Genomic DNA, 22,413 nt, shown 5'->3' with positions numbered 1-22,413 from the left:
AATTATAATTTTTCAATTTTCGCGTAGAAGAAGCCATCATGCTCATCTGGCAGTAATTGCCAGCCTGGTTGTTCGATGGTATCTGCTAAATTGAGTGCGATATGCTTAGCATCAGCATGCTGTGCTAAAAACTGTTTTATCTGGTCGGTATTTTCTTCCGGTAAAACAGAACATGTTGCATACACCAATGTGCCACCAGATTTTAATAATGGCCAGATTTGCTCAAGTATTTGCTTTTGTAATTGTGCAAGTTGCTCAATATCAGACGCTCGGCGTAACCACTTAATATCAGGGTGACGACGAATTACACCAGTTGCAGAGCAGGGAACATCTAACAAAATACGGTCAAATTGCTCGCCATCCCACCAGTCGTCGGGTTGACTGGCATCGGCACTAATTAGCTTTGCACTTAGGCCAATACGTTCTAGGTTTTGTTGTACGCGTTCAAGACGGGTTGCGTCATGGTCAAGAGCAGTAACATCACACTCTGCTAGCTCCAAAATATGGCATGTTTTACCACCAGGCGCTGCGCAAGCATCAAGAATTTTTTCGCCATCTTTTGGCTCGAGTAACCTAGCTGCAAGTTGCGCTGCACCATCTTGTACTGAGCTATGGCCTAATTCGAAGCCTGGTAATTTAAATACATCAACGGCATTTTCAAGTACTAGCGCATCATCAAACTGTTCGACTAAATGTGCTTCAATATCTGCATCTTGCAGTAAATCTCGATATGCTTTAGGCGAATGGTAGTTGCCATTAACGCGCAGCCACATTGGTGCTTGTACTTGGTTTGCTTCAACAATATCTTGCCAGTTATTTGGGTAAGCAGTTTTTAGCTTATTCAAGAACCAACCAGGGTGGTTGTATTTACAGGCATCAATTTGGTCGGCTAAATTTTCCAGCTCGCTTTGGCGGCGCTGAAAGTTACGCAGCACTGCGTTTACTAAGCCTTTAAGGCCTGGTGCACGCATTGTTTTAACCGCATTTACTGTTTCATCAAGTGCCGCATGTGCTGGAATACGCATGTGCTGAAGTTGATAAATACCCACATAAAGCAAAAATTGGAAAGGACGCTGTTTGCCTTTCAATGGTTTTTCAAGCAAGTGAGAACAGTAGTTTTCTAAGCTTGGTAAGTAGCGTAATACGCCATAGCAAAGTTGCTGTAAAAGCGGGCGTTCTTTTGGCGGTAGTTTATCAGAGTACCTTGGCAATACTTGCGACAATGAATGGCCTTTATCAACCACAAGATGCAGTGTTTCAGCTGCATAAGCGCGAACACTACTCATTGTTGTCACCTAAAGTTGAACCAACCGCTACCCAATCAGCACGACCATTTAAAAAATCTTGTGCCGACATTGGCTTTTTACCTTGTGGTTGAAGCTGCGTGATCTTTAGCGCGCCTTCAGTGGTCGCAACGGTAATGCCTGTTTTATCAGCTGCTAATATTTCACCCGGGTTACCAGTGTTTTCAACTAATTCAGCAGCATATATCTTTACTGTGTTTCCTTGCATTTGCGTAAAACAAATTGGCCAAGGGTTAAATGCGCGTATATTACGTTCGATTTGTTGGGCAGGCATGTGCCAATCGATATTCGCTTCTTCTTTGCTTAGCTTTTTCGCATAGTTGGCAAGCTCATCATTTTGCTTTTCAGGAGTTGCAGTGCCATCGGCAATTGTGGCTAACGTGCCGATGAGTGCCGTGGGACCAAGTTCAGCAAGCTTGCTGTAAAGGCTTGCACTTGTATCTGCCGCCTCAATTGGACAGGTGGCTATGGAAATCATATCACCGGTATCTAAACCTTCATCCATTTGCATAATGGTTACACCTGTTTCGGCGTCACCAGCCCAGATAGCGCGTTGAATCGGTGCGGCACCACGCCAGCGAGGTAAAATTGAACCATGCACATTGATACAGCCTAGTTTAGGTGTTTCCAAAACTGCTTTTGGTAGTAGTAGGCCATACGCAACCACTACCATAATATCCGCATTCAAATCAGCTAACTGCTGCTTGGCGTCTTCTGACTTAAAATTCTCTGGCTGGTACACTGGAATGTCATGGGTTAAAGCAAGTTGTTTTACTTCACTTGCTTTTAGCTTTTTTCCGCGTCCAGCAGGGCGATCTGGCTGACTGTAAACGGCGATCACATTATGGTTCGATTTTATTAAAGCATCGAGGTGCTGCGCGGCAAAATCAGGGGTACCCGCAAATACAATTTTTAAAGGCTTGCTCAAGTTTTAACTCCAGGTAGGTTAGCCAGCACGTGCTGCTAATTTTGCTTCTTTTTCTAGCTTTTTACGAATACGTTGACGCTTTAAAGGTGAAAGGTAATCGATGAAAAGTACGCCTTTTAGATGATCTAATTCATGTTGAATACATACAGCAAGCAAGCCATCAGCATCTTTTTCATATTGGTTGCCATTCTCATCAAACGCTTTAATTGTAACCGTTTCTGCGCGGTCTACTTTTGCATAAGAACCTGGTACTGACAAACAGCCTTCTTCGCTAATTTTACTGCCATCTTTTTTGATGATTTCTGGATTAATGAGCACCAAAGGCTCATCACCTTCTTCTGATACATCAATAACAACAATGCGCTGGTGGATGTCGACTTGGGTTGCGGCTAAACCAATGCCGTTTTCGTCATACATGGTTTCAAGCATGTCTGATACAATTTTCTTAGTATCATCATTAATTTGCGCAACTTCTTGTGCGACTGTGCGTAATCTCTCGTCTGGAAAGCGTAAAACTTCTAAAATAGCCATATTTACCTTAATTTTAACTATGCGAAAATCATCAAATTATGATATGTTTTTATTTTAGCCATTTGTCTTCACCTTTTACAGGTTTAAGTAAATAATAATAAAAAACAGCTCAAGGAAGCTAGTTATGGTCAAAAAGCTGACAGCTGCGATAGTCGCATTAACTATGGCGTTTCCAACTCTTGCTGATGTGCTTCAGATCAGAAAGGACGCCCCGAAAGAATATGTTGTAGAAAAAGGCGATACCCTTTGGGATATCTCAGCCATTTATCTTGATCAGCCATGGTTATGGCCTGAGCTATGGCGCCTTAATCCACAAATTGATAACCCTCACCTTATCTACCCAGGTGATAAACTGTCATTGGTTTATGATTCACAGGGTCGTCCAATGCTTGTGATTAATCAAAAGTTTAAGCGATTGTCTCCGGGTGTTCGTAAAACTATGAAAAAAGGTGATGCTATTCCAACCTTACCTTTGGAAGTGATTCGTCCTTTCCTAACCTATGAGCAAGCGTTAGATAAAGAAGATATCGACGCAAGGCCAGTTGTTTTAGGTGCAAACCACAGCGTAAAAAATATGAAGACAGACCATATTATTTACGTGAAAGGCAATTTAGAGCGTTCACAGTACTATGGCATCTATCGTCAAGGTGACCCTTATATTGATCCAGATACAGACGAAGTGCTAGGTCACGAAGCTATTTTAGTTGGTACAGGCCGTGCGTTTAGAACCGGTGATGAAGCAAGTGCCGTACCTGCATCTGTTCGTGTAAAAAATGTAAAACGAGAAGTTCGCCAAGGTGACTTCTTAATGCCAGCGTTAGAAGGTCAAACCTTACCAGCCTTCTTTATGATGCAACGTCCCGATTCTGCAATCTCGGGAACGATTATTGATACTACTTCTAAGCTACGTGAATTTAGTACGATGGATGTGGTTGTAATTAACCGCGGTGAAGTTAATTCGCTTAAACCTGGCCATATATTGGACATTCGCAGAGCATCACCTACAGTTGTAGTAGGCAAAGATGGACCTAAATATAAAGATTCTGCTTCACGATATGAACGAGCAATGAGTATTTTTGGTGACGGAGAAGATAGTCGCGAATGGGAGATGCCAAAAGAGAAAGTAGGCGAGCTAATGGTGTTTAAAGTTTACGATCAAGTAAGTTATGCGATCGTTACTAAAACATTAGAACCTGTTCGTGTTGGCGACACAATCCATGTAGATAACTAAAAATATTTGGCGCGTCTTCTAAGGAGGGAAGATGCAAAGAACTATACGAAGCGAGCTTGAATATTGGCTCGCTTTTTATTTGATTAAAGGAATAGGCTTTCAAACTGCTAAACAGTTACTAACGCATACAAGCTTCGAAGCGCTTTTCTCTCGCTCGTGTAACGAACTATGCGAATTAGGACTCAAATCTGCAGTAGCCAACGCCATTAAAACTTTTGAATGGCAGCAAGTTGATTCAATTATTCAACAATGCGAAGCGTTAAACATTCAAATTATCCATTTATCTCATTCTGATTATCCCGCATTACTAAAAGAAATTCCCACTCCACCCCTGGTGCTTTTTTGCAAAGGTGATATCCAATTACTTGACTCACCTAAGTTGGCAATTGTTGGTTCTAGAAATGCAACTGAAACCGGCAGGCAAGTCAGTTTTGATATAGCGCATAGTCTTGCGATTAATGAATTCTGTGTTGTTTCTGGAATGGCCCGAGGTATTGATAGTTGTACGCACCGAGGCGCATTGCAAGCAAATGGTAAAACTATTGCAGTACTCGGTACTGGCGTTGACCTATGCTACCCCAAACGTGCGAGTAAATTGTATGGGAACATTTCAGAGCATGGTCTGTTAATTTCAGAGTATAAACCAGGAACTCTCGCACAAGCGGCAAACTTTCCACGTAGAAATCGCATTATTTCAGGGCTTTCCATGGGAGTCATTGTAGTTGAAGCAGAGCAAAAGAGCGGTTCACTGATTACCGCCAAGTATGCGCTAGAGCAAAATCGGGAAGTCTTTGCGGTACCAGGTTCTGTGTATAACGAATTAGCAAAAGGGTGCCATGCGTTAATAAAACAAGGCGCTAAATTAATAGAGAATTGCGATGATATTTTTTCAGAATTAAGCGTTTTACCAAAAAGTTGTCTATATAAAGTAGATGAGACTGAAAAAAATGTGATTTCAGATTCTGTTTTAGAGCACCTAACTTTTGAAGTGACGTCAGTAGACAAATTACAACAACTTTCAGGGATTCAAATGGATGAATTGCTATCCCGATTATTAGATCTAGAGCTATCTGGTCAAGTTGTTCGTGTACTAGATGGTTACACCCGAATAGGGAGGAGTTGAAAATGTTTGATATCCTCATGTACTTGTTTGAGAACTATATTCACAGTGAAACAGAAATTTTCGTTGAACAAAGTGAATTAACAGATGAATTATTACGAGCCGGGTTTAATCATCGAGAAATTTATAAAGCGCTCGATTGGCTTGAGCAATTAGCAGATCTACAACACAGCGATGAATGCCCTTACTTAAATCGCGTTCCTGGCAAGTCAGTACGTATTTATACGCAGCAAGAATGCGACAAACTGGATCTGACTTGTCGCGGCTTTTTAATGTTTTTGGAGCAAATTTCGGTTATCGACACAACCACGCGTGAGATGGTGATCGATCGTATTTTTGCGCTTGATAAAGAAATTATCGAGTTAGATGATTTAAAGTGGGTTGTGCTAATGGTGTTGTTTAACGTGCCAGGCAAAGAAATTGCCTATGCGCAAATGGAAGACCTATTGTTTGAAGAGCAAAACGGTACCATTCACTAGCGAGAATGTTTAAATTTGCATCTTGCCAAGGCTTGCATGGTATAATTCTGCGAAATTTACGCCTGCGTTTTGACAATTATGAGCAAAATTGATCATTCTTTATTTTCTGTTCACGAACATGCTTTAGAAAAAGAGTATGAAGTGTGTCCGAAGTGTGGCTCTGAAACGAGTGTGAAGCACAGTAAAAAAGGTGCGTTTGTCGGATGCAATAACTATCCTAATTGTGATTATACTCGCCCATTAGTCGAACACCATGAAACACTTCTTAAAGTGCTTGATGACAGCGAATGTCCTCTTTGTGAATCGCCTTTAGCAGTAAAAAATGGCCGCTTTGGCATGTTTATTGGCTGCACTAACTTTCCTGAGTGCCATTATGTCGCACAAGAAGAATCTAAAGAGTCATTACCTACTTGTCCTAGCTGTAATAAGTCTGAGCTAGTTGAGCGCAGCAATAAATCGGGTAAAACATTTTACTCCTGTGTGGGGTACCCCAAATGCAAATATATTTTAAATAATAAACCAGTTGCACAATCGTGCCCTGAATGTGGTTGGCAAGTGATGGTTGAGAAAAAAACAGCAAAAGGCTTAATGTTACAGTGCCCACAAAAGCATTGTAACCACAAAGTCTCGTTATGAATTGGAGTGAGTTGTGAGTAACGAGTTATTAGAAAACCCAATTGTCTCTGTACTTAATAGTGACGGTGTAATTGTTTACCCTACAGAAGCCGTTTACGGTTTGGGTTGTGATCCTGACAGCGAAACTGCTGTAATGAAGCTATTAGATATAAAACAACGCCCAGTAGAAAAAGGGTTAATCCTCATCGCTGATAATTATGGCCAACTGTTAGAGTATGTCGATGATGATAAAATACCCATGGATAAACGCGCTGATATATTTTCGTCGTGGCCAGCAGCAGTAACTTGGGTAATGCCAGCTAAAAAAAGTACACCAAAATGGCTAACTGGGCAGTTTGATACAATCGCAGTTCGGGTTACTGCTCATCCAGTAGTAAAACAGTTATGCCAAGAGTTTGGTAAACCATTAGTATCAACAAGCGCAAATCTAACGGGACAAGATCCTGTTTTAACATTAGAAGAAGCTAAAAGTGCATTTGGCAATAAGGTATCAGCTTATGTTGAAGGTGCACTTGGTGGCAACACCAAACCAAGCCAGATTAAAGATGCATTTACAGGTAAGTTGTTTAGAGAGTAATTATGTCGCACGTTAACTTAGAAGTAGTAAAAGAGTTTTTATTGGCCTTACAAGACAAAATTTGTGATGCTTTAGAGCAAGCTGATGGTAGCGCTAAATTTGTCGAAGACGCTTGGCAACGCGAAGAAGGTGGTGGCGGCCGCACACGAGTGATCAAAGATGGTGCCGTAATAGAGCAAGGCGGAGTGAATTTCTCTCATGTGTATGGTGAATCAATGCCAGCTTCTGCTACTGCACATCGCCCAGAACTTGCTGGTCGAAGTTTCCATGCATGCGGTGTATCGTTAGTTATTCACCCAAAAAACCCTCATGTACCCACATCACATGCCAATGTTCGTTTCTTTATTGCTGAAAAAGAAGGTGAAGACCCGATTTGGTGGTTTGGTGGTGGTTTTGACTTAACACCTTTTTACCCTGTGCTTGAAGACGTAAAACACTGGCACCAAGAAGCCTGTAAATTATGTTTGCCATTCGGTGAAACCGTTTATGATGACTACAAAAAATGGTGTGACGAATACTTTTACTTAAAGCACCGCGGTGAAACCCGTGGCGTAGGCGGTTTGTTCTTTGATGATTTAAATGAGTGGGGCTTTGACCGCTGTTTCGCATTTATGCGTGCCGTAGGTAATGGTTACTTAGATGCTTACTTACCAATTGTAGAAAAACGCAAAGACTTCCCACACACCGAGCAGCAACGTGAATTCCAGCTCTATCGTCGTGGTCGTTATGTGGAATTTAATTTGGTATGGGATAGAGGCACGCTATTTGGTTTGCAAACAGGCGGTCGTACTGAGTCTATTTTAATGTCGATGCCACCGCTTGCGCGCTGGGAATATGACTTTAAACCTGAGCCAAATAGTTTAGAAGCCAACCTCTACGAGAATTACTTGTCGCCAAAGGATTGGTTGCAAATTTAATAATAACCTCATAACTTTTCATAAAAAGAAGAGGTTAATAAAAAGCCGCAATTCTGCGGCTTTTTTTGTGCTTATAATTTAAATTTACGTACTTGCTGATCAAGCTCTCTTGCCAGCGATAATAAGCTTTCACTTACTTGTTTGCTTTCATGGGCATCTACAAGCGAGGTCTCCGCGTTATCACTTATTGCAATCACACTCTGATTAATTTCTTCTGCCGCTAAGTTCTGCTGTTCTGTTGCATCGGCAATTTGCGTATTCAGTTGGTTAATTTCTTTCATATGCTCTGAAATATCTTTCAGCGCCAACGCTACTTTTTTTACTTGCTCGGCTCGTTGATCCGCATCTTCACTAGAGCGATTCATGGTATTTACAGTGTCCAACGCTTCAGATTGTAAATTTTCAATGGTGCGTTTTATTTCATCGGTTGAGTCATGGGTACGATTTGCGAGTGTGCGTACTTCATCAGCAACAACGGCAAATCCTCTGCCAGCTTCACCTGCCCGTGCAGCTTCAATAGCTGCGTTAAGCGCGAGTAGGTTAGTTTGTTCTGCAATGTTACTGATCACTTCCAGTACTTTTCCAACTTCTAATGTCCGGTTTTGTAGCTCACTGACTTGTTTTGCTGCAGTACGCACTTCTAACGCAAGGCCGTTAATGCTTTCTTCTGTGCTTTCAGCTATTTCTAAACTGCTTTCAGCTAGATGATTACTGGTATCTGAACGCTCCGATGCAAAATGTGTGGTATTGCGTACTTCAGAAGACGAAGATTCTAACTCGTTAATTGCTGCGGCAACTGAGTCTGTGCCTTGTTTTTGCTGATTAATAGCCTGCTCTGTTGTTTCAGCTGATGCATAAATTTTTTCAGCGCTGTGAATAAGCACCTTGGACGACTCTGATAACTGACTAATATTTCCCTTAAATGCAGCCATCATTAAATTAAAGTTATTTGCTAAACGTCCAAGTTCATCATTGGTTTTATCTTCCACATGAATGGTTAAATCGTTATTTTGCGATGCTAAGCGCATTGATTTGCCAATTACACGAAGACGTTCAATTAAGAATTTTCTAAATAACCAGCCAAGTGTAGCAAAGGTAATAACGAATATCGTTGTCAGAATGGCAAAGCTAATCCATGAATTACGAGTGACTGCCGCATCTACCTTATCAAGCGAATAACTGATCTTCACCGCACCGAGTATTTCGCCTTCAGTGGCTTGATGGCAACCTAAACAATTAGTGCCGCGATAATTTTCACTGGCAACAACTGGTTTTAAGTATGTAATTAAATTGCTGCCGTCTTCGCTTTTGCTAAAGTGGATTTGTTCGGTGCCGTTTAAAGCTTCGTTTTCTTGTTGGTTTTGTGGTGCTTGATTTGCTTCGCCGGGGCCAAAAAGTTTATTTATTTTATCTCCGCGAATAATATGAATATCTTTTATTTGTTCTTCACTGAGTATTTTTTGACGCAAAATTTCTCGGTTTGCCATAGTGCCAGTAAGCATCATGGTGTTTATCGAGTCAAAATAGTTGTCGGCAAGTATTTTTATATTTTGCTCAATGGTTTGATGAGCAAGTTCGCTTTGTTGCTTTTGCCCAGTAAGCAAGCTAGCAACAAGTACCAAAATACCCGTAACCGTAAGTAATGCAAAAATTTTGTGTTGAATAGAGTGGTGACGCATAACAGTTTTCTCAAGCACTAAGTAAACTGAGTATGCGCAATTATCAACGAAGCTGCATTGATTTAACGCAATCTAATGGTGAGTGTTAACGTCCCTGATTAATCATATGTGTCGCAAGTTGCGCTAGTGATTGTTTAAGTCCTTCGCGCAATACGGGGTTATCAACTTCAATATCAAGTGCTTTGTTCATACAAAACATCCATTGATCTCTTAAGTCTTGATCAATAGGGAAGGGCATATGACGCTTTCGCAACATAGGGTGCCCGTATTTCTCTACGAATAAATCAGGTCCACCAAGCCAACCTGATAAAAACTCGAAAAATACTTGTCTAATTCTATCTAAAGGTTGAGGATGCATATCATATAATGGTTTTGCGTATTCCTCTTCAGCCATAATGTCGTAAAATCGATTAGCTAGCGCGCGGGCACCCTGTTCTTGTCCTATTAACTCATAAGGTGTTTTTTCAGGAGAGGGAGATTGATGAGATTCATCTTGTTTTTGTGTCGTGCCAAACATACGTCTTAAAATTTGTTTCATAACTCTAACTCAATGCGAGAAAACTAATGGATAAATACGCGGTATTCGGAAACCCGATAGAGCATTCAAAATCACCGAAAATTCACAGTGAGTTTGCGAGCCAACTAAATCAGCAAATCGAATACAGCGCAATCTTAGCACCGATTGACGGCTTTAAGGAATCAGTAGAGCTGTTTGTCGCACGTGGTGGCAAGGGAGCAAATGTGACTGTGCCATTCAAAGAGCAAGCATTTGCGTTAGTAGATGAGCTTTCGGAACGAGCTAAATGTGCGGGCGCAGTTAATACAATAAAGGTTAGCTCAGATGGTTCGTTACTAGGTGATAACACAGATGGTATTGGCTTAGTAAACGACATCTTACGTAATAACTTTACGCTGCAATCAAAGCGAGTATTGGTAATTGGTGCAGGCGGCGCAGCACGAGGTGCCTTGCTACCTCTATTACAGCAACATCCAGCTCAGCTAACAGTAATCAATAGAACAAAAGCGAAAGCACAAACCTTAAGAGACGAATTTGCAAAATATGGTGATATCGAAGCCTATGGCTTCGAGCACGAACCTGACATTGACTACGATATTGTAATCAACTCTACTTCAGCAAGTATAACAGGTGATGTGCCGCCAATTTCTAAGCGTTTTGTTGCAAAGTGTGAACTGGCATACGATATGTTTTATAGCCAACAAAGCACTTCATTTAATGATTGGGTTAACAGCATAAACCCAAACGCAACAACGCTAGATGGTTCGGGTATGCTGGTGGGGCAAGCCGCTGAGGCATTTTTTGTGTGGCGAGGTGTTAAGCCGTTAACCGATAATGTGATTGAAAAGCTAAAATCAGGAATTTTGTAATGAACCAGTCTATTTTATTTGTCGACCGCGTTGAATACATAGAAGATGCAAAACGTATAAACTTTTTTGCACAGGTAAGTGGACAGTTGATTACCTGCTTTTATTTAACTAAGCAATCTAAAGAAAGCGCAATAAAAGACTTTGAAAGTAAAAAGTTCGACTACGAAGATATTGCTGAAAGCGCAATTGAAGACGAACTATACAATGATCTAGGTGAGATAGAAGTAGAAGAGCTATTATAGCTCTTCTAGGTATTCATTCTTTAATATAACGTAGTTATCAGCAGATACTTTAAGGAAAGTTAATTCTGCTTCAGTTAGCTTTCGGGCTTGCTTAACTGGGCTACCTACATATAAATAACCTGACTCTAACGTTTTATTAGGTGGAACCAATGAGCCGCCACCAATAATCACATCATCTTCAATAATTGCATTGTCCATAATAATGGCTCCCATACCAACTAAAATACGGTTTCCCAGTACACAACCATGCAACATGGCTTTGTGACCAATTGTGACATCGTCACCAATAATTAATGGGTAGCCATTTGGCACTGAATTACTTTTACGCGTTACATGAAGCACTGAACCATCTTGTACATTTGTACGCTCGCCAATCTTTATATAGTTAACATCACCGCGTGCAGCAACTAATGGCCAGATACTTGAATCGGCACCAACTTCAATTTGGCCAACTAATACAGCCGACTCGTCTATATAGGTATTTAAATTGATTTTTGGCTCTACACCTTTATAGCTTCTAATTGTCATAACGGCTCCAGTAAAATAGTTATAGAGCGTAAATTATAGATAAAAGTGTACTGATTGTTAATTTCTGGCCAGAAAATGTATGTTTTTAACGCTTATAGCTGATATTTCAGGCAAACAGTAAAAAAATACAAATTTTCTTTAAAAAAGGGGTTGCGCTAAAATCAAATCTCTCTATAATGCGCCTCCACCAACACGGGGAACGACGCAGCATAGCAGCGAATCACGCGTTGGTTGAGTCAAGTAAAACTGAGTTTTGAACGTTTTCAAAATAAAAAGAAAATAATCAAAATTAAGTGTTGACAAAAAATTAGGAAAGCGTAACATACGCAGCCCTAACAGCGACGAAGCGTCGCGGCAAGCACAAGGTTGTTTGCACTGTTCTTTAAAAATTTAAGCAATCATCTGTGTGGGCACTCGTACAGATTAAGTTCTAACATACGCTTTTAGCGTAACAAAATTTAGACTTAATTGAACTGAGTGACCAACGGAATAAAGAAATTTATTCAGCACAGTCAATTCGATATCGTAAGATATCAAAATCAGAATTCATTGAGTCGGACGTAAGTCCAAAAACACTTTTAATTGAAGAGTTTGATCATGGCTCAGATTGAACGCTGGCGGCAGGCCTAACACATGCAAGTCGAGCGGTAACATTTCTAGCTTGCTAGAAGATGACGAGCGGCGGACGGGTGAGTAATGCTTGGGAACATGCCTTTAGGTGGGGGACAACCATTGGAAACGATGGCTAATACCGCATAATGTCTACGGACCAAAGGGGGCTTCGGCTCTCGCCTTTAGATTGGCCCAAGTGGGATTAGCTAGTTGGTGAGGTAATGGCTCACCAAGGCGACGATCCCTAGCTGGTTTGAGAGGATGATCAGCCACACTGGAACTGAGACACGGTCCAGACTCCTACGGGAGGCAGCAGTGGGGAATATTGCACAATGGGCGCAAGCCTGATGCAGCCATGCCGCGTGTGTGAAGAAGGCCTTCGGGTTGTAAAGCACTTTCAGTTGTGAGGAAAGGTTAGTAGTTAATACCTGCTAGCTGTGACGTTAGCAACAGAAGAAGCACCGGCTAACTCCGTGCCAGCAGCCGCGGTAATACGGAGGGTGCGAGCGTTAATCGGAATTACTGGGCGTAAAGCGTACGCAGGCGGTTTGTTAAGCGAGATGTGAAAGCCCCGGGCTCAACCTGGGAACTGCATTTCGAACTGGCAAACTAGAGTGTGATAGAGGGTGGTAGAATTTCAGGTGTAGCGGTGAAATGCGTAGAGATCTGAAGGAATACCGATGGCGAAGGCAGCCACCTGGGTCAACACTGACGCTCATGTACGAAAGCGTGGGGAGCAAACGGGATTAGATACCCCGGTAGTCCACGCCGTAAACGATGTCTACTAGGAGTTCGGTTTTTCGGAACTGTCTTCCAAAGCTAACGCATTAAGTAGACCGCCTGGGGAGTACGGCCGCAAGGTTAAAACTCAAATGAATTGACGGGGGCCCGCACAAGCGGTGGAGCATGTGGTTTAATTCGATGCAACGCGAAGAACCTTACCTACACTTGACATCCAGAGAACTTACTAGAGATAGTTTGGTGCCTTCGGGAACTCTGAGACAGGTGCTGCATGGCTGTCGTCAGCTCGTGTTGTGAGATGTTGGGTTAAGTCCCGCAACGAGCGCAACCCCTATCCTTAGTTGCCAGCGATTCGGTCGGGAACTCTAAGGAGACTGCCGGTGATAAACCGGAGGAAGGTGGGGACGACGTCAAGTCATCATGGCCCTTACGTGTAGGGCTACACACGTGCTACAATGGCGCATACAGAGTGCTGCGAACTCGCGAGAGTAAGCGAATCACTTAAAGTGTGTCGTAGTCCGGATTGGAGTCTGCAACTCGACTCCATGAAGTCGGAATCGCTAGTAATCGCGAATCAGAATGTCGCGGTGAATACGTTCCCGGGCCTTGTACACACCGCCCGTCACACCATGGGAGTGGGTTGCTCCAGAAGTAGGTAGCTTAACCTTAGGGAGGGCGCTTACCACGGAGTGATTCATGACTGGGGTGAAGTCGTAACAAGGTAGCCCTAGGGGAACCTGGGGCTGGATCACCTCCTTATACGATTTAGAACTTTTTGTTCGAAGTGTCCACACAGATGATTGTTAGCTAAGCAATAGCTTAGTTAATTTGCTCTTTAAAAATTTGGAAAGCTGACAAACTTTAAATTAAGTATTTCTTAGGAAATACAATATTTAATTTAGAGTTCTCAAAATAAAGTAAAGAAAATATGCCGCAACATTAAGTTGTTGTTGGTATCTACTTTAGTATTCAATATTTAACTTCTGGCGGAGTTAAAAACTGTCTTTAGCAATACAAACCATTTTGGGTTGTATGGTTAAGTGACTAAGCGTATACGGTGGATGCCTTGGCAGTTGGAGGCGATGAAGGACGTATTAACTTGCGATAAGCCTAGTCAAGCTAGTAAAAAGCGCTTGAGACTAGGATTTCCGAATGGGGAAACCCACCACTTAGTGGTATCACTTACTGAATACATAGGTAAGTGAGGCGAACCGGGAGAACTGAAACATCTAAGTACCCCGAGGAAAAGAAATCAACCGAGATTCCGAAAGTAGCGGCGAGCGAAATCGGATTAGCCCTTAAGCTGTAATGTAGTTAGTGGAACATTCTGGAAAGTTTGACGATACAGGGTGATAGTCCCGTACACGAAAACTTATTTACAGTGAAATCGAGTAGGTCGGAGCACGTGAAACTTTGACTGAATATGGGGGGACCATCCTCCAAGGCTAAATACTCCCAACTGACCGATAGTGAACCAGTACCGTGAGGGAAAGGCGAAAAGAACCCCTGTGAGGGGAGTGAAATAGAACCTGAAACCGTATACGTACAAGCAGTAGGAGCAGATTCGTTCTGTGACTGCGTACCTTTTGTATAATGGGTCAGCGACTTATATTCAGTAGCGAGGTTAACCATTTAGGGGAGCCGTAGTGAAAGCGAGCGTTAACTGCGCGTTTAGTTGCTGGGTATAGACCCGAAACCCGGTGATCTAGCCATGGGCAGGTTGAAGGTCAGGTAACACTGACTGGAGGACCGAACCGACTATCGTTGAAAAGCTAGCGGATGACCTGTGGCTAGGAGTGAAAGGCTAATCAAACCGGGAGATAGCTGGTTCTCCCCGAAATCTATTTAGGTAGAGCCTCGGACGAATACTATTGGGGGTAGAGCACTGTTAAGGCTAGGGGGTCATCCCGACTTACCAACCCTTTGCAAACTCCGAATACCAATAAGTAATATCCGGGAGACACACGGCGGGTGCTAACGTCCGTCGTGGAGAGGGAAACAACCCAGACCGCCAGCTAAGGTCCCAAAGTGTATGTTAAGTGGGAAACGATGTGGAAAGGCCCAGACAGCCAGGAGGTTGGCTTAGAAGCAGCCATCCTTTAAAGAAAGCGTAATAGCTCACTGGTCGAGTCGGTCTGCGCGGAAGATGTAACGGGGCTAAACATACCACCGAAGCTGCGGCTGCGAATTTATTCGCGGGGTAGGGGAGCGTTCTGTAAGCTGTTGAAGGTGTACCGGGAGGTATGCTGGAGGTATCAGAAGTGCGAATGCTGACATGAGTAACGATAAAGCGGGTGAAAAACCCGCTCGCCGGAAGACCAAGGGTTCCTATCCCATGCTAATCAGGGTAGGGTGAGTCGACCCCTAAGGCGAGGCCGAAAGGCGTAGTCGATGGGAAACGGGTTAATATTCCCGTACTTGGAATAATTGCGATGGGGGGACGGAGCAGGCTAAACAAGCATGGCGTTGGTTGTCCATGTGAAAGTATGTAGGCTGGAAACTTAGGCAAATCCGGGTTTCTAAGGCTGAGATACGAGACGACACACTACGGTGTGGAAGTTGTTGATGCCATACTTCCAGGAAAAGCCTCTAAGCTTCAGATTATTTCGAATCGTACCCCAAACCGACACAGGTGGTCAGGTAGAGAATACTAAGGCGCTTGAGAGAACTCGGGTGAAGGAACTAGGCAAAATTGTACCGTAACTTCGGGAGAAGGTACGCTCCTATCTGTGATGAGACTTGCTCTCTAAGCGGACGGGAGTCGCAGTGACTAGGTGGCTGGGACTGTTTATTAAAAACACAGCACTCTGCAAATTCGAAAGAAGACGTATAGGGTGTGACACCTGCCCGGTGCCGGAAGGTTAATTGATGGGGTTAGCTTCGGCGAAGCTCTTGATCGAAGCCCCGGTAAACGGCGGCCGTAACTATAACGGTCCTAAGGTAGCGAAATTCCTTGTCGGGTAAGTTCCGACCTGCACGAATGGTGTAACCATGGCCACGCTGTCTCCACCCGAGACTCAGTGAAATTGAAATCGCAGTGAAGATGCTGTGTACCCGCGGCTAGACGGAAAGACCCCGTGAACCTTTACTACAGCTTGGCACTGAACATTGACCCTACATGTGTAGGATAGGTGGGAGGCTTTGAAGCACAGTCGCTAGATTGTGTGGAGCCGTCCTTGAAATACCACCCTTGTAGTGTTGATGTTCTAACATAGGCCCCTGAATCGGGGTTGTGGACAGTGCCTGGTGGGTAGTTTGACTGGGGCGGTCTCCTCCCAAAGAGTAACGGAGGAGCACGAAGGTTTGCTAAGTACGGTCGGACATCGTACGGTTAGTGTAATGGTAGAAGCAAGCTTAACTGCGAGACAGACACGTCGAGCAGGTACGAAAGTAGGTCATAGTGATCCGGTGGTTCTGAATGGAAGGGCCATCGCTCAACGGATAAAAGGTACTCCGGGGATAACAGGCTGATACCGCCCAAGAGTTCATATCGACGGCGGTGTTTGGCACCTCGATGTCGGCTCATCACATCCTGGGGCTGAAGTCGGTCCCAAGGGTATGGCTGTTCGCCATTTAAAGTGGTACGCGAGCTGGGTTTAGAACGTCGTGAGACAGTTCGGTCCCTATCTGCCGTGGGCGTTTGAGAATTGAGAGGGGCTGCTCCTAGTACGAGAGGACCGGAGTGGACGAACCGCTGGTGTTCGGGTTGTGATGCCAATTGCATTGCCCGGTAGCTACGTTCGGAATCGATAACCGCTGAAAGCATCTAAGCGGGAAGCGAGCCTCGAGATGAGTTCTCACTTTAACTTGAGTTAACTGAAGGGCCGTTGAAGACTACAACGTTGATAGGCAGGATGTGGAAGTGGTGCGAGCCATTAAGCTAACCTGTACTAATTACCCGTGAGGCTTAACCATACAACGCCAAAGTGGTTTAGACCCGCAGAAGTTGAATAGCTCGAAAAGAGCAAAGTACTAAAGTAGATAACTTTACGAATTGAGATAAAAAGACAGTTTTCCAGATTTAGATTTAAGACAAGCTCTTAAGTCAACCAGATTTGCTTGGTGACTATAGCGTTTTGGAACCACCTGACCCCATGCCGAACTCAGAAGTGAAACGAAACAGCGTCGATGATAGTGTGGGTTCGCCCATGTGAAAGTAGAACATCGCCAAGCTCCTAATTAAGTAAAAAGCCCGCTCAATGAGCGGGCTTTTTGCGTTTTAGCGCTAAACGATTTTAGAGTTAAGCAAGCAGAGTTCAGAATATTGCTGAACCCTGAATCCTAAGCTATCTCGGCTTCTTCTTGTGGTGAAAAAATCACTGTTGGGTCGATAATAATGCTGTGCTTATTATTCATATTAATCAGCCCTTTCATCATATGACGGGTTTGTGGGTCGATATCAAAACCAATCGAAGTTAATTGTTCGAGTGGTTTAATATCGTCCTTATTAACCGTTAAAGAGTCTTCCACCTTATCTACCAACAAGCCTATATGAGGGGTTTTACCATCTTTGGTGGTAAAGATGATAATGGGTTTGTAATCGAGAGTGATCTGCTCTCTTGCTGTTTGGAATAACCTGACGAGCACGGTAAATATCTTGCGTTTCTTTTCATGGAAGAGTGTTAGAGCTCTTCCTGATGTGTCGTTAGCGTTTACACTTAATAATTCTTCTGCCATAGCATGCAGTTCTCGATGCGGTTTATCGAACTTGTCGAGTATTACGCGTAACTCTTCGTTGTCAGTTTTAAAGTTATTATACCAAGTGCCAAATGCGCATTTGTCTGGATCTTTGGCTTTTTCAAATGGTGCGCCATTGGTGAGGCTATTTTCTAACGCATCAAGCCAGTCTAGATGATCTTTTTCTCTAGCAATAAGTAAATCTGAAAGCGCTTGATTGGCAACTTGAGTCGACTCTTTGTTAAGAACAATACCAAGATCAAAGATGGGTGTTGGAGTGCCTAAATAATCCTTTACGCCAATAAAGCTTTTATTATCGTTGGGTAATTCGGTTAGGTTATTTTCATATCGTTCTGTTAATAAAATATCGAGTATTTTTAAAGCGATCGTCTTAGAGCCAACTTTAAAATTAATAAAGTCCATATAAGATTCTTTCCTAACATTCTCATTTATTAAATAGAGCATAGTTGAGCTTATCAAAAATGCACGTATGATAAGTAGCTAACTCACCGAATATTATATTAAAAGATAGTTTAGCAATGAAAAATAAACGCCAGCTACTGATTACCAGCTTAGCACTGTTTTTAAGTGCAAATACATACGCAAACCAAAATGTAATCTCGCAAAGTGTCGAAGAGTTGCGATTAACTAAACTCAACACCGTCGATGCAAGCTTGGTTAACCACAAAGCAATGTCACAATTTGCGAAACAATGGCAAGCCGTAAGTAATTACGCAGAAGCTAAACAGTTACTCTTGAAAGTAGGCACAAAGTTATGGTCTGAAGTTAAAGCACAGGTGCAATCTAACCAGCGATATGATGATAGACCGCTTTACTGGCAGCGCCTCGCGGTTAAATCACAACTAAAGAACAACCCGCTTAATTTTTCAAAAGCCGAGCTAGCTAGTCTGCTAGAAGTGTTTGAAACAGTATCTCGTGGGTACTCTGATATTGATTACCGTGAAAGCGCAGATACGCAAATTTTTATTACCGGTTTTGATCCGTTCTTATTGGATGGAAATATTACGCAAAGCAATCCTTCAGGACTTGCGGCATTAGCGTTAGACGGAAAGGTTATTGAGCTTAATGGTAAGCAAGCCGAAATTAATGCGGTTATTGTACCGGTGCGTTATGAAGATTTTGATCAAGGTGAAATAGAATCACTGTTAGCGCCCATTTACTTAGGTGGACAAGTAGATTTGGTTTCTACTGTTTCAATGGGTAGAGAGCATTTCGATCTTGAGCGTTTTCCTGGAAAGCGTCGTAGTGTAACTGCGCCAGATAATTTAAATGTACTATCAGGTGGCACAAAAGAAGCGCCAATTATTTCAAAGTTAGCAGGCGAAACTCTTTCGGGAGACGAGTTTGTTGAATTTAGCTTGCCCGTTGCTGCGATGCAAAAGGCAAAAGGGCAATATCAAGTAAACGATAACTTAAAAGTAGTGACGTTAGAAAAAGGCGAGTTACAACCTAAATCGCTTTCTGAGTTAAATGGATTAACGGCGGTTTCTGGTGGCGGCGGTGGTTACCTTTCGAATGAGATCTCGTATCGCAGTATTCGTTTGCAAAATCAATTAGGTACGAAAGTACCAACTGGACATATACATACACCGCGTATTAAAACATTTGACGATGCAACCAATAAAGCGATTGTGAATCAAATTGAAGCCATGCTTAAGCAGGCGATACCTGTTATTTAGTAAACGTGAAATGGTTTAAAAAAACTGTGTTGTCTTTTACCCGCTCGGATAATTCAACATAGTTTTTTTTGCTTTTATCTAACTGCATTTTTATGACTTGTAGCTTTTGTAATAAGCATTCGTTTGATAGCGGCATACAGGCTTTTGCCGCGTTGTAAAATACAAATGCGTTTGCATATCCCTCTAGGTGCACACGCGTCGGTTTTGTTATATTTGCCTGCTTCATCGATTGAAGAAATCGCTTACACCAATTTTGCTTACAACCATCTACTTTTGGCATCACTTCCGTTACCAGTACTTTGCTTGGTTGTTTTATGCGTGCAAAAAGCTCGTTACTCGAGACAAATGAAACACTTGTAAAATAAGGTTTAAAGTTTTGCTGGTCGGCTAAGTTTATAAAGTGGGCTAAGGGTTTGTAAGTTCCAACTAAGCAAATCGCTTGCGCGCCGCTTTGTTTTAACTTTTCTAACGCTCGCTCAATATCTTGGCTATTTCGCTTGAATCTGGCAATGGCTTTTGGCTTTAAGGAATATGGCAACATTGCTTTGGTAAGTGCATTTTGCAGTGAAAGACCAAACTCGTCAGCTTGAATTAAAAATGCAATTTTTGTCAGCCCTTTTTGTTTTACTAAATAATCAATTTGCACCTTTGCTTCGTCGTTATAGCTGGCACGTAAATTAAAAATATGATCTTTATGGCGTAATAAGTCAGCGCCAGTGAACGGGGTAATAAACGGAATTTGGTGAGAATCGATAATGGGTTGAATGGCACTAGATGTCGGGGTGCCAACATATGAGAAGAGAACATCAACTTTAGCGTTATTTATTAGGTATCGAGTGTTATTTACCGTGAGGTGAGGTTCATACTGGTCATCAAGTGCGAGTAATTCTATTTTTCGACCATTTACTCCACCGTTAGCATTTACTTGCTTAAAATAAGCGTCAGCTCCGAGTTTCAATTGCACGCCTAACTCTGCCGATGGACCGCTTAACGCTGCCGACATACCAAGTTTGATGGGTGGTTGCTGCGTTGCAAAGACAACTAGCGGAATACAGCAAATTACAAAGATTAGTTTAGAGATTAGGATAGTGATTACACCATTCATTAGCGGCTTGCTTTAGCGCTGAATTAAGTTGTTTTTTCCCCGTTAATGCAAGAGCTTCGGTGACCTTAGTCTCAGGCATATTCTGTAATACTAGCTTAATTATTAACTTTCTAGAAATACTTTCTAGTTTATTTAGTAAACAAGGGTTTACATAAACTTGTTGAGCTAAGGCAAAGCGTGCTTGGTCAAAGCTGATTTGTCCTTCACTAAATCTTTTTACTAAGTTATTGCTGCTAGTGTATTGCTGGTTTGATGAAATCAAGTTTGCGCTAACGCCTAATACTAACTCGCTTGGCAGGTGCGAAAACGAACGCGCTAACTCAAACAAAAATTGCTGCTTGAAATGGGATTTGAGCAATGCCTGTTGGTCTACATAAACATTTGAAGCCTTAATGACTAAGCAAGAATGTTCACCACTCGCTTTATCTTGCTTGGCACCGAGTTTAATAATGTGATAATTCTGCTTAAACCAAAAGTTGCAAAGTTTGGCTTCTGCGCCAAAACTTGCCCCTATAAAGTCAATATCAGGCGATAGCGTTTTCTCAATTGTATTTAACAGTTGTGTGCCAATATTGTCACCTTGGCAATAAGGATTAACAGCAATACGCACAATGCGGGCATAACGAGCTGCAAGCAAGTGTTGTTCGCCGAGTAAACAAGCGGTAGATTGCGCCAACATATTGCCTTGAGGACGGCGTTCCCCAGCAATAATTTGTGATGCTAACGGATCGGTTATTTCACCTTCTAGCGCAACCAATGCAGCTGCTAACAAAATGCCATTTTGTTCAGCAACAAACACCTTCAAGTTATTGCCATCGAGCATATGTCGTAAGTCATTTACGCTAGTTTGATAATGCGCCATCACTAAAATAGCGAATATCTGTTTAAGTAATGCGTTATCGTTTATGAGTTGTTGTTGTGAAATTGCGTAAAACGCAATGTCGTCCTGGCGATTTATATTTAGCTGCTTAAAGTCAGCATCGAGTACTAATAACTGGTTAATGGTATTTTCGAGCGGGTCATTTTCAGCGTAACGAATTGGAGTAGATAGCTCTGTAATAAAACAGTTTGTGCGCGTAGCTTTTAGATGAGGAATAAAGCGTAAATTAAACCCTCTACCTGTGCCTTCGTAACCATGAAGTGTTGTCGCAAAACCAAATTTAATCGGTAAATCGAGCGCTTTTTTTAATAAGCTTACAGGCAAGGTTGCTGCTTCATCAATTAAAACCAAATCGTAGTTTGTTGCTTGGTTTAGCAATGCATCAGGTGCAATAAAATCAAGCTTTATGTCATCATTAGTTAGTTGCTCGAAGTGTTTATATACAGTGGCAACAGTCTGCTTATGATGGGCACAAATTGCCACGCGCTTACCTTGCGAAACATAATTTGCGGCAAGCATGCCAAGCGTTGCAGATTTCCCTCTGCCTCTATCGGCGGTTAGTAAAAACGTGGCGCGGCGTTTAGTGATAAATTTGCTTAAGTCAGCAACGAGATTTTGCTGCTCTTGATATTGAGTACTCTCGGTTGCAGTGTACATTGGGATGGTTGGCAGTGCATGGTGCTCTGAAACAATCAAAGTATGCTTGTTGTTCTTTAGTTGCGAAATTAACCGAGTTTGAAAAAGTGAAATAGGCTGATGTGGTTTATTTGCACTTTGAAAACGAGCAAACGCGGGATCAGGTTGCTTGGCGTAATTTTCAAAGTTTGGCATTAGCAGCACCAGTAGGCCGCCTGCTTTTACCATACCAGCTACGGTTGCTAGCTTGCCTGGCATTAGCCCAGAATTTACGTCAAACACTACTGTGCTGTATTCTTGCCCTAATAACTGGTGATTATGCTCAGGCCAAAAATTTACTGAGGGGTGATTACTCAGGGTTAATAAATCGGGGTAAACCGTTTTTAAGCTATCAACTTGTTGCCAACACCAATGCTCACACCCTGACAAAACCAATAACTGACGATGCTTACTCGTTAGTAGCGACTGGTGTAATTGGTTAAGCCAGGTGTTAGTCAGCATAAT

General features: G+C 42.5%; 18 protein-coding genes and 3 rRNA genes. 12 read left to right on the top strand and 9 right to left on the bottom strand.

The features are described 5' to 3' along the window. Nucleotides 1-2: 2 nt before the first annotated feature. From rsmB to def, 3 genes are read right to left on the bottom strand one after another with little or no spacing between them, the layout of a single operon-like run. Nucleotides 3-1,295, bottom strand: a complete 1,293-nt coding sequence (gene rsmB / locus AC2IOM_RS04225; RefSeq protein ID WP_486359208.1) for a 16S rRNA (cytosine(967)-C(5))-methyltransferase RsmB — start codon at nt 1,293-1,295, stop codon at nt 3-5. Further along, complete coding sequence (gene fmt / locus AC2IOM_RS04220; RefSeq protein WP_486359207.1) at nt 1,279-2,232, bottom strand: methionyl-tRNA formyltransferase; 954 nt, start codon at nt 2,230-2,232, stop codon at nt 1,279-1,281. The genes rsmB and fmt overlap by 17 nt, the downstream gene beginning before the upstream one ends. A gap of 18 nt (nt 2,233-2,250) precedes the next feature. Continuing rightward, entirely contained in the window at nt 2,251-2,763 is a 513-nt protein-coding gene (gene def, locus AC2IOM_RS04215) for a peptide deformylase (protein ID WP_100912359.1), read from the bottom strand. A gap of 124 nt (nt 2,764-2,887) precedes the next feature. On the opposite strand from def, the gene AC2IOM_RS04210 reads away from it, so the two are divergent. From AC2IOM_RS04210 to hemF, 6 genes are all read left to right on the top strand, one after another. After that, nucleotides 2,888-3,994 carry a LysM peptidoglycan-binding domain-containing protein gene (locus AC2IOM_RS04210; protein ID WP_100912360.1) on the top strand — a complete coding sequence of 369 codons (1,107 nt, stop codon included), beginning with the start codon at nt 2,888-2,890 and terminating at the stop codon, nt 3,992-3,994. Between the two features lie 31 nt (nt 3,995-4,025). Continuing rightward, a complete protein-coding gene (gene dprA / locus AC2IOM_RS04205) occupies nt 4,026-5,117 on the top strand; it encodes a DNA-processing protein DprA (RefSeq protein WP_486359206.1) in 1,092 nt (363 codons plus the stop codon). 2 nt (nt 5,118-5,119) lie between these two features. Next, on the top strand, nt 5,120-5,593 hold the full coding sequence (locus AC2IOM_RS04200; RefSeq protein WP_010561289.1) for a DUF494 family protein: 474 nt from the start codon (nt 5,120-5,122) through the stop codon (nt 5,591-5,593). 78 nt (nt 5,594-5,671) lie between these two features. Then, a complete protein-coding gene (locus AC2IOM_RS04195) occupies nt 5,672-6,229 on the top strand; it encodes a DNA topoisomerase family protein (protein ID WP_486359205.1) in 558 nt (185 codons plus the stop codon). A gap of 13 nt (nt 6,230-6,242) precedes the next feature. Continuing rightward, the gene (gene tsaC, locus AC2IOM_RS04190; protein ID WP_486359204.1) at nt 6,243-6,806 is read left to right on the top strand and encodes an L-threonylcarbamoyladenylate synthase type 1 TsaC; all 564 of its coding nucleotides are present in this window, start codon (nt 6,243-6,245) and stop codon (nt 6,804-6,806) included. Nucleotides 6,807-6,808: 2 nt separating this feature from the next. Then, a complete protein-coding gene (gene hemF / locus AC2IOM_RS04185; RefSeq protein WP_010561286.1) occupies nt 6,809-7,723 on the top strand; it encodes an oxygen-dependent coproporphyrinogen oxidase in 915 nt (304 codons plus the stop codon). Nucleotides 7,724-7,794: 71 nt separating this feature from the next. Here the strand turns inward: hemF and AC2IOM_RS04180 are convergent, their stop codons facing one another. Together AC2IOM_RS04180 and AC2IOM_RS04175 are read right to left on the bottom strand one after the other, a co-directional pair. Continuing rightward, on the bottom strand, nt 7,795-9,402 hold the full coding sequence (locus tag AC2IOM_RS04180) for a methyl-accepting chemotaxis protein (protein WP_486359203.1): 1,608 nt from the start codon (nt 9,400-9,402) through the stop codon (nt 7,795-7,797). 85 nt (nt 9,403-9,487) lie between these two features. Continuing rightward, the gene (locus tag AC2IOM_RS04175; protein WP_394227686.1) at nt 9,488-9,919 is read right to left on the bottom strand and encodes a group II truncated hemoglobin; all 432 of its coding nucleotides are present in this window, start codon (nt 9,917-9,919) and stop codon (nt 9,488-9,490) included. A gap of 47 nt (nt 9,920-9,966) precedes the next feature. Here AC2IOM_RS04175 and aroE point away from each other — a divergent pair, with 47 nt between their 5' ends. Both aroE and AC2IOM_RS04165 read left to right on the top strand, forming a co-directional pair. Beyond that, nucleotides 9,967-10,788 carry a shikimate dehydrogenase gene (gene aroE, locus AC2IOM_RS04170; RefSeq protein ID WP_486359202.1) on the top strand — a complete coding sequence of 274 codons (822 nt, stop codon included), beginning with the start codon at nt 9,967-9,969 and terminating at the stop codon, nt 10,786-10,788. Beyond that, on the top strand, nt 10,788-11,030 hold the full coding sequence (locus AC2IOM_RS04165) for a DUF1488 family protein (protein WP_010561282.1): 243 nt from the start codon (nt 10,788-10,790) through the stop codon (nt 11,028-11,030). Before aroE ends, AC2IOM_RS04165 begins: the two co-directional genes overlap by 1 nt. Here AC2IOM_RS04165 and AC2IOM_RS04160 read toward each other — a convergent pair. Next, nucleotides 11,025-11,558, bottom strand: coding sequence for a gamma carbonic anhydrase family protein (locus tag AC2IOM_RS04160; protein ID WP_486359201.1), 534 nt, complete (start codon nt 11,556-11,558; stop codon nt 11,025-11,027). The two genes, AC2IOM_RS04165 and AC2IOM_RS04160, sit on opposite strands and share 6 nt — an antisense overlap. Nucleotides 11,559-12,137: 579 nt before the next feature. On the opposite strand from AC2IOM_RS04160, the gene AC2IOM_RS04155 reads away from it, so the two are divergent. From AC2IOM_RS04155 to rrf, 3 genes are all read left to right on the top strand, one after another. Next, nucleotides 12,138-13,670 (top strand): 16S ribosomal RNA (locus AC2IOM_RS04155). Nucleotides 13,671-13,945: 275 nt separating this feature from the next. Next, nucleotides 13,946-16,826: ribosomal RNA gene (locus AC2IOM_RS04150) — 23S ribosomal RNA — on the top strand. Nucleotides 16,827-16,969: 143 nt separating this feature from the next. After that, nucleotides 16,970-17,084 (top strand): 5S ribosomal RNA (gene rrf, locus AC2IOM_RS04145). Together the 16S, 23S and 5S rRNA genes form the textbook arrangement of a ribosomal RNA operon. Nucleotides 17,085-17,192: 108 nt before the next feature. On the opposite strand, the gene AC2IOM_RS04140 is transcribed toward rrf, so the two are convergent. Further along, on the bottom strand, nt 17,193-18,011 hold the full coding sequence (locus AC2IOM_RS04140) for a CZB domain-containing protein (RefSeq protein WP_100912367.1): 819 nt from the start codon (nt 18,009-18,011) through the stop codon (nt 17,193-17,195). 116 nt (nt 18,012-18,127) lie between these two features. Here AC2IOM_RS04140 and AC2IOM_RS04135 point away from each other — a divergent pair, with 116 nt between their 5' ends. Further along, the gene (locus AC2IOM_RS04135) at nt 18,128-19,288 is read left to right on the top strand and encodes a hypothetical protein (protein ID WP_486359200.1); all 1,161 of its coding nucleotides are present in this window, start codon (nt 18,128-18,130) and stop codon (nt 19,286-19,288) included. Here the strand turns inward: AC2IOM_RS04135 and AC2IOM_RS04130 are convergent. Beyond that, nucleotides 19,281-20,393, bottom strand: a complete 1,113-nt coding sequence (locus AC2IOM_RS04130) for an ABC transporter substrate-binding protein (RefSeq protein WP_486359199.1) — start codon at nt 20,391-20,393, stop codon at nt 19,281-19,283. The genes AC2IOM_RS04135 and AC2IOM_RS04130 overlap by 8 nt on opposite strands. Further along, nucleotides 20,362-22,410, bottom strand: coding sequence for a tRNA(Met) cytidine acetyltransferase TmcA domain-containing protein (locus tag AC2IOM_RS04125; RefSeq protein ID WP_486359198.1), 2,049 nt, complete (start codon nt 22,408-22,410; stop codon nt 20,362-20,364). Before AC2IOM_RS04125 ends, AC2IOM_RS04130 begins: the two co-directional genes overlap by 32 nt. Between the last annotated feature and the right edge of the window lie 3 nt (nt 22,411-22,413).

The organism is Pseudoalteromonas sp. NS-SX12 (genome assembly GCF_057367955.1).
This window is presented reverse-complemented; position numbering and strand designations above follow the sequence as displayed.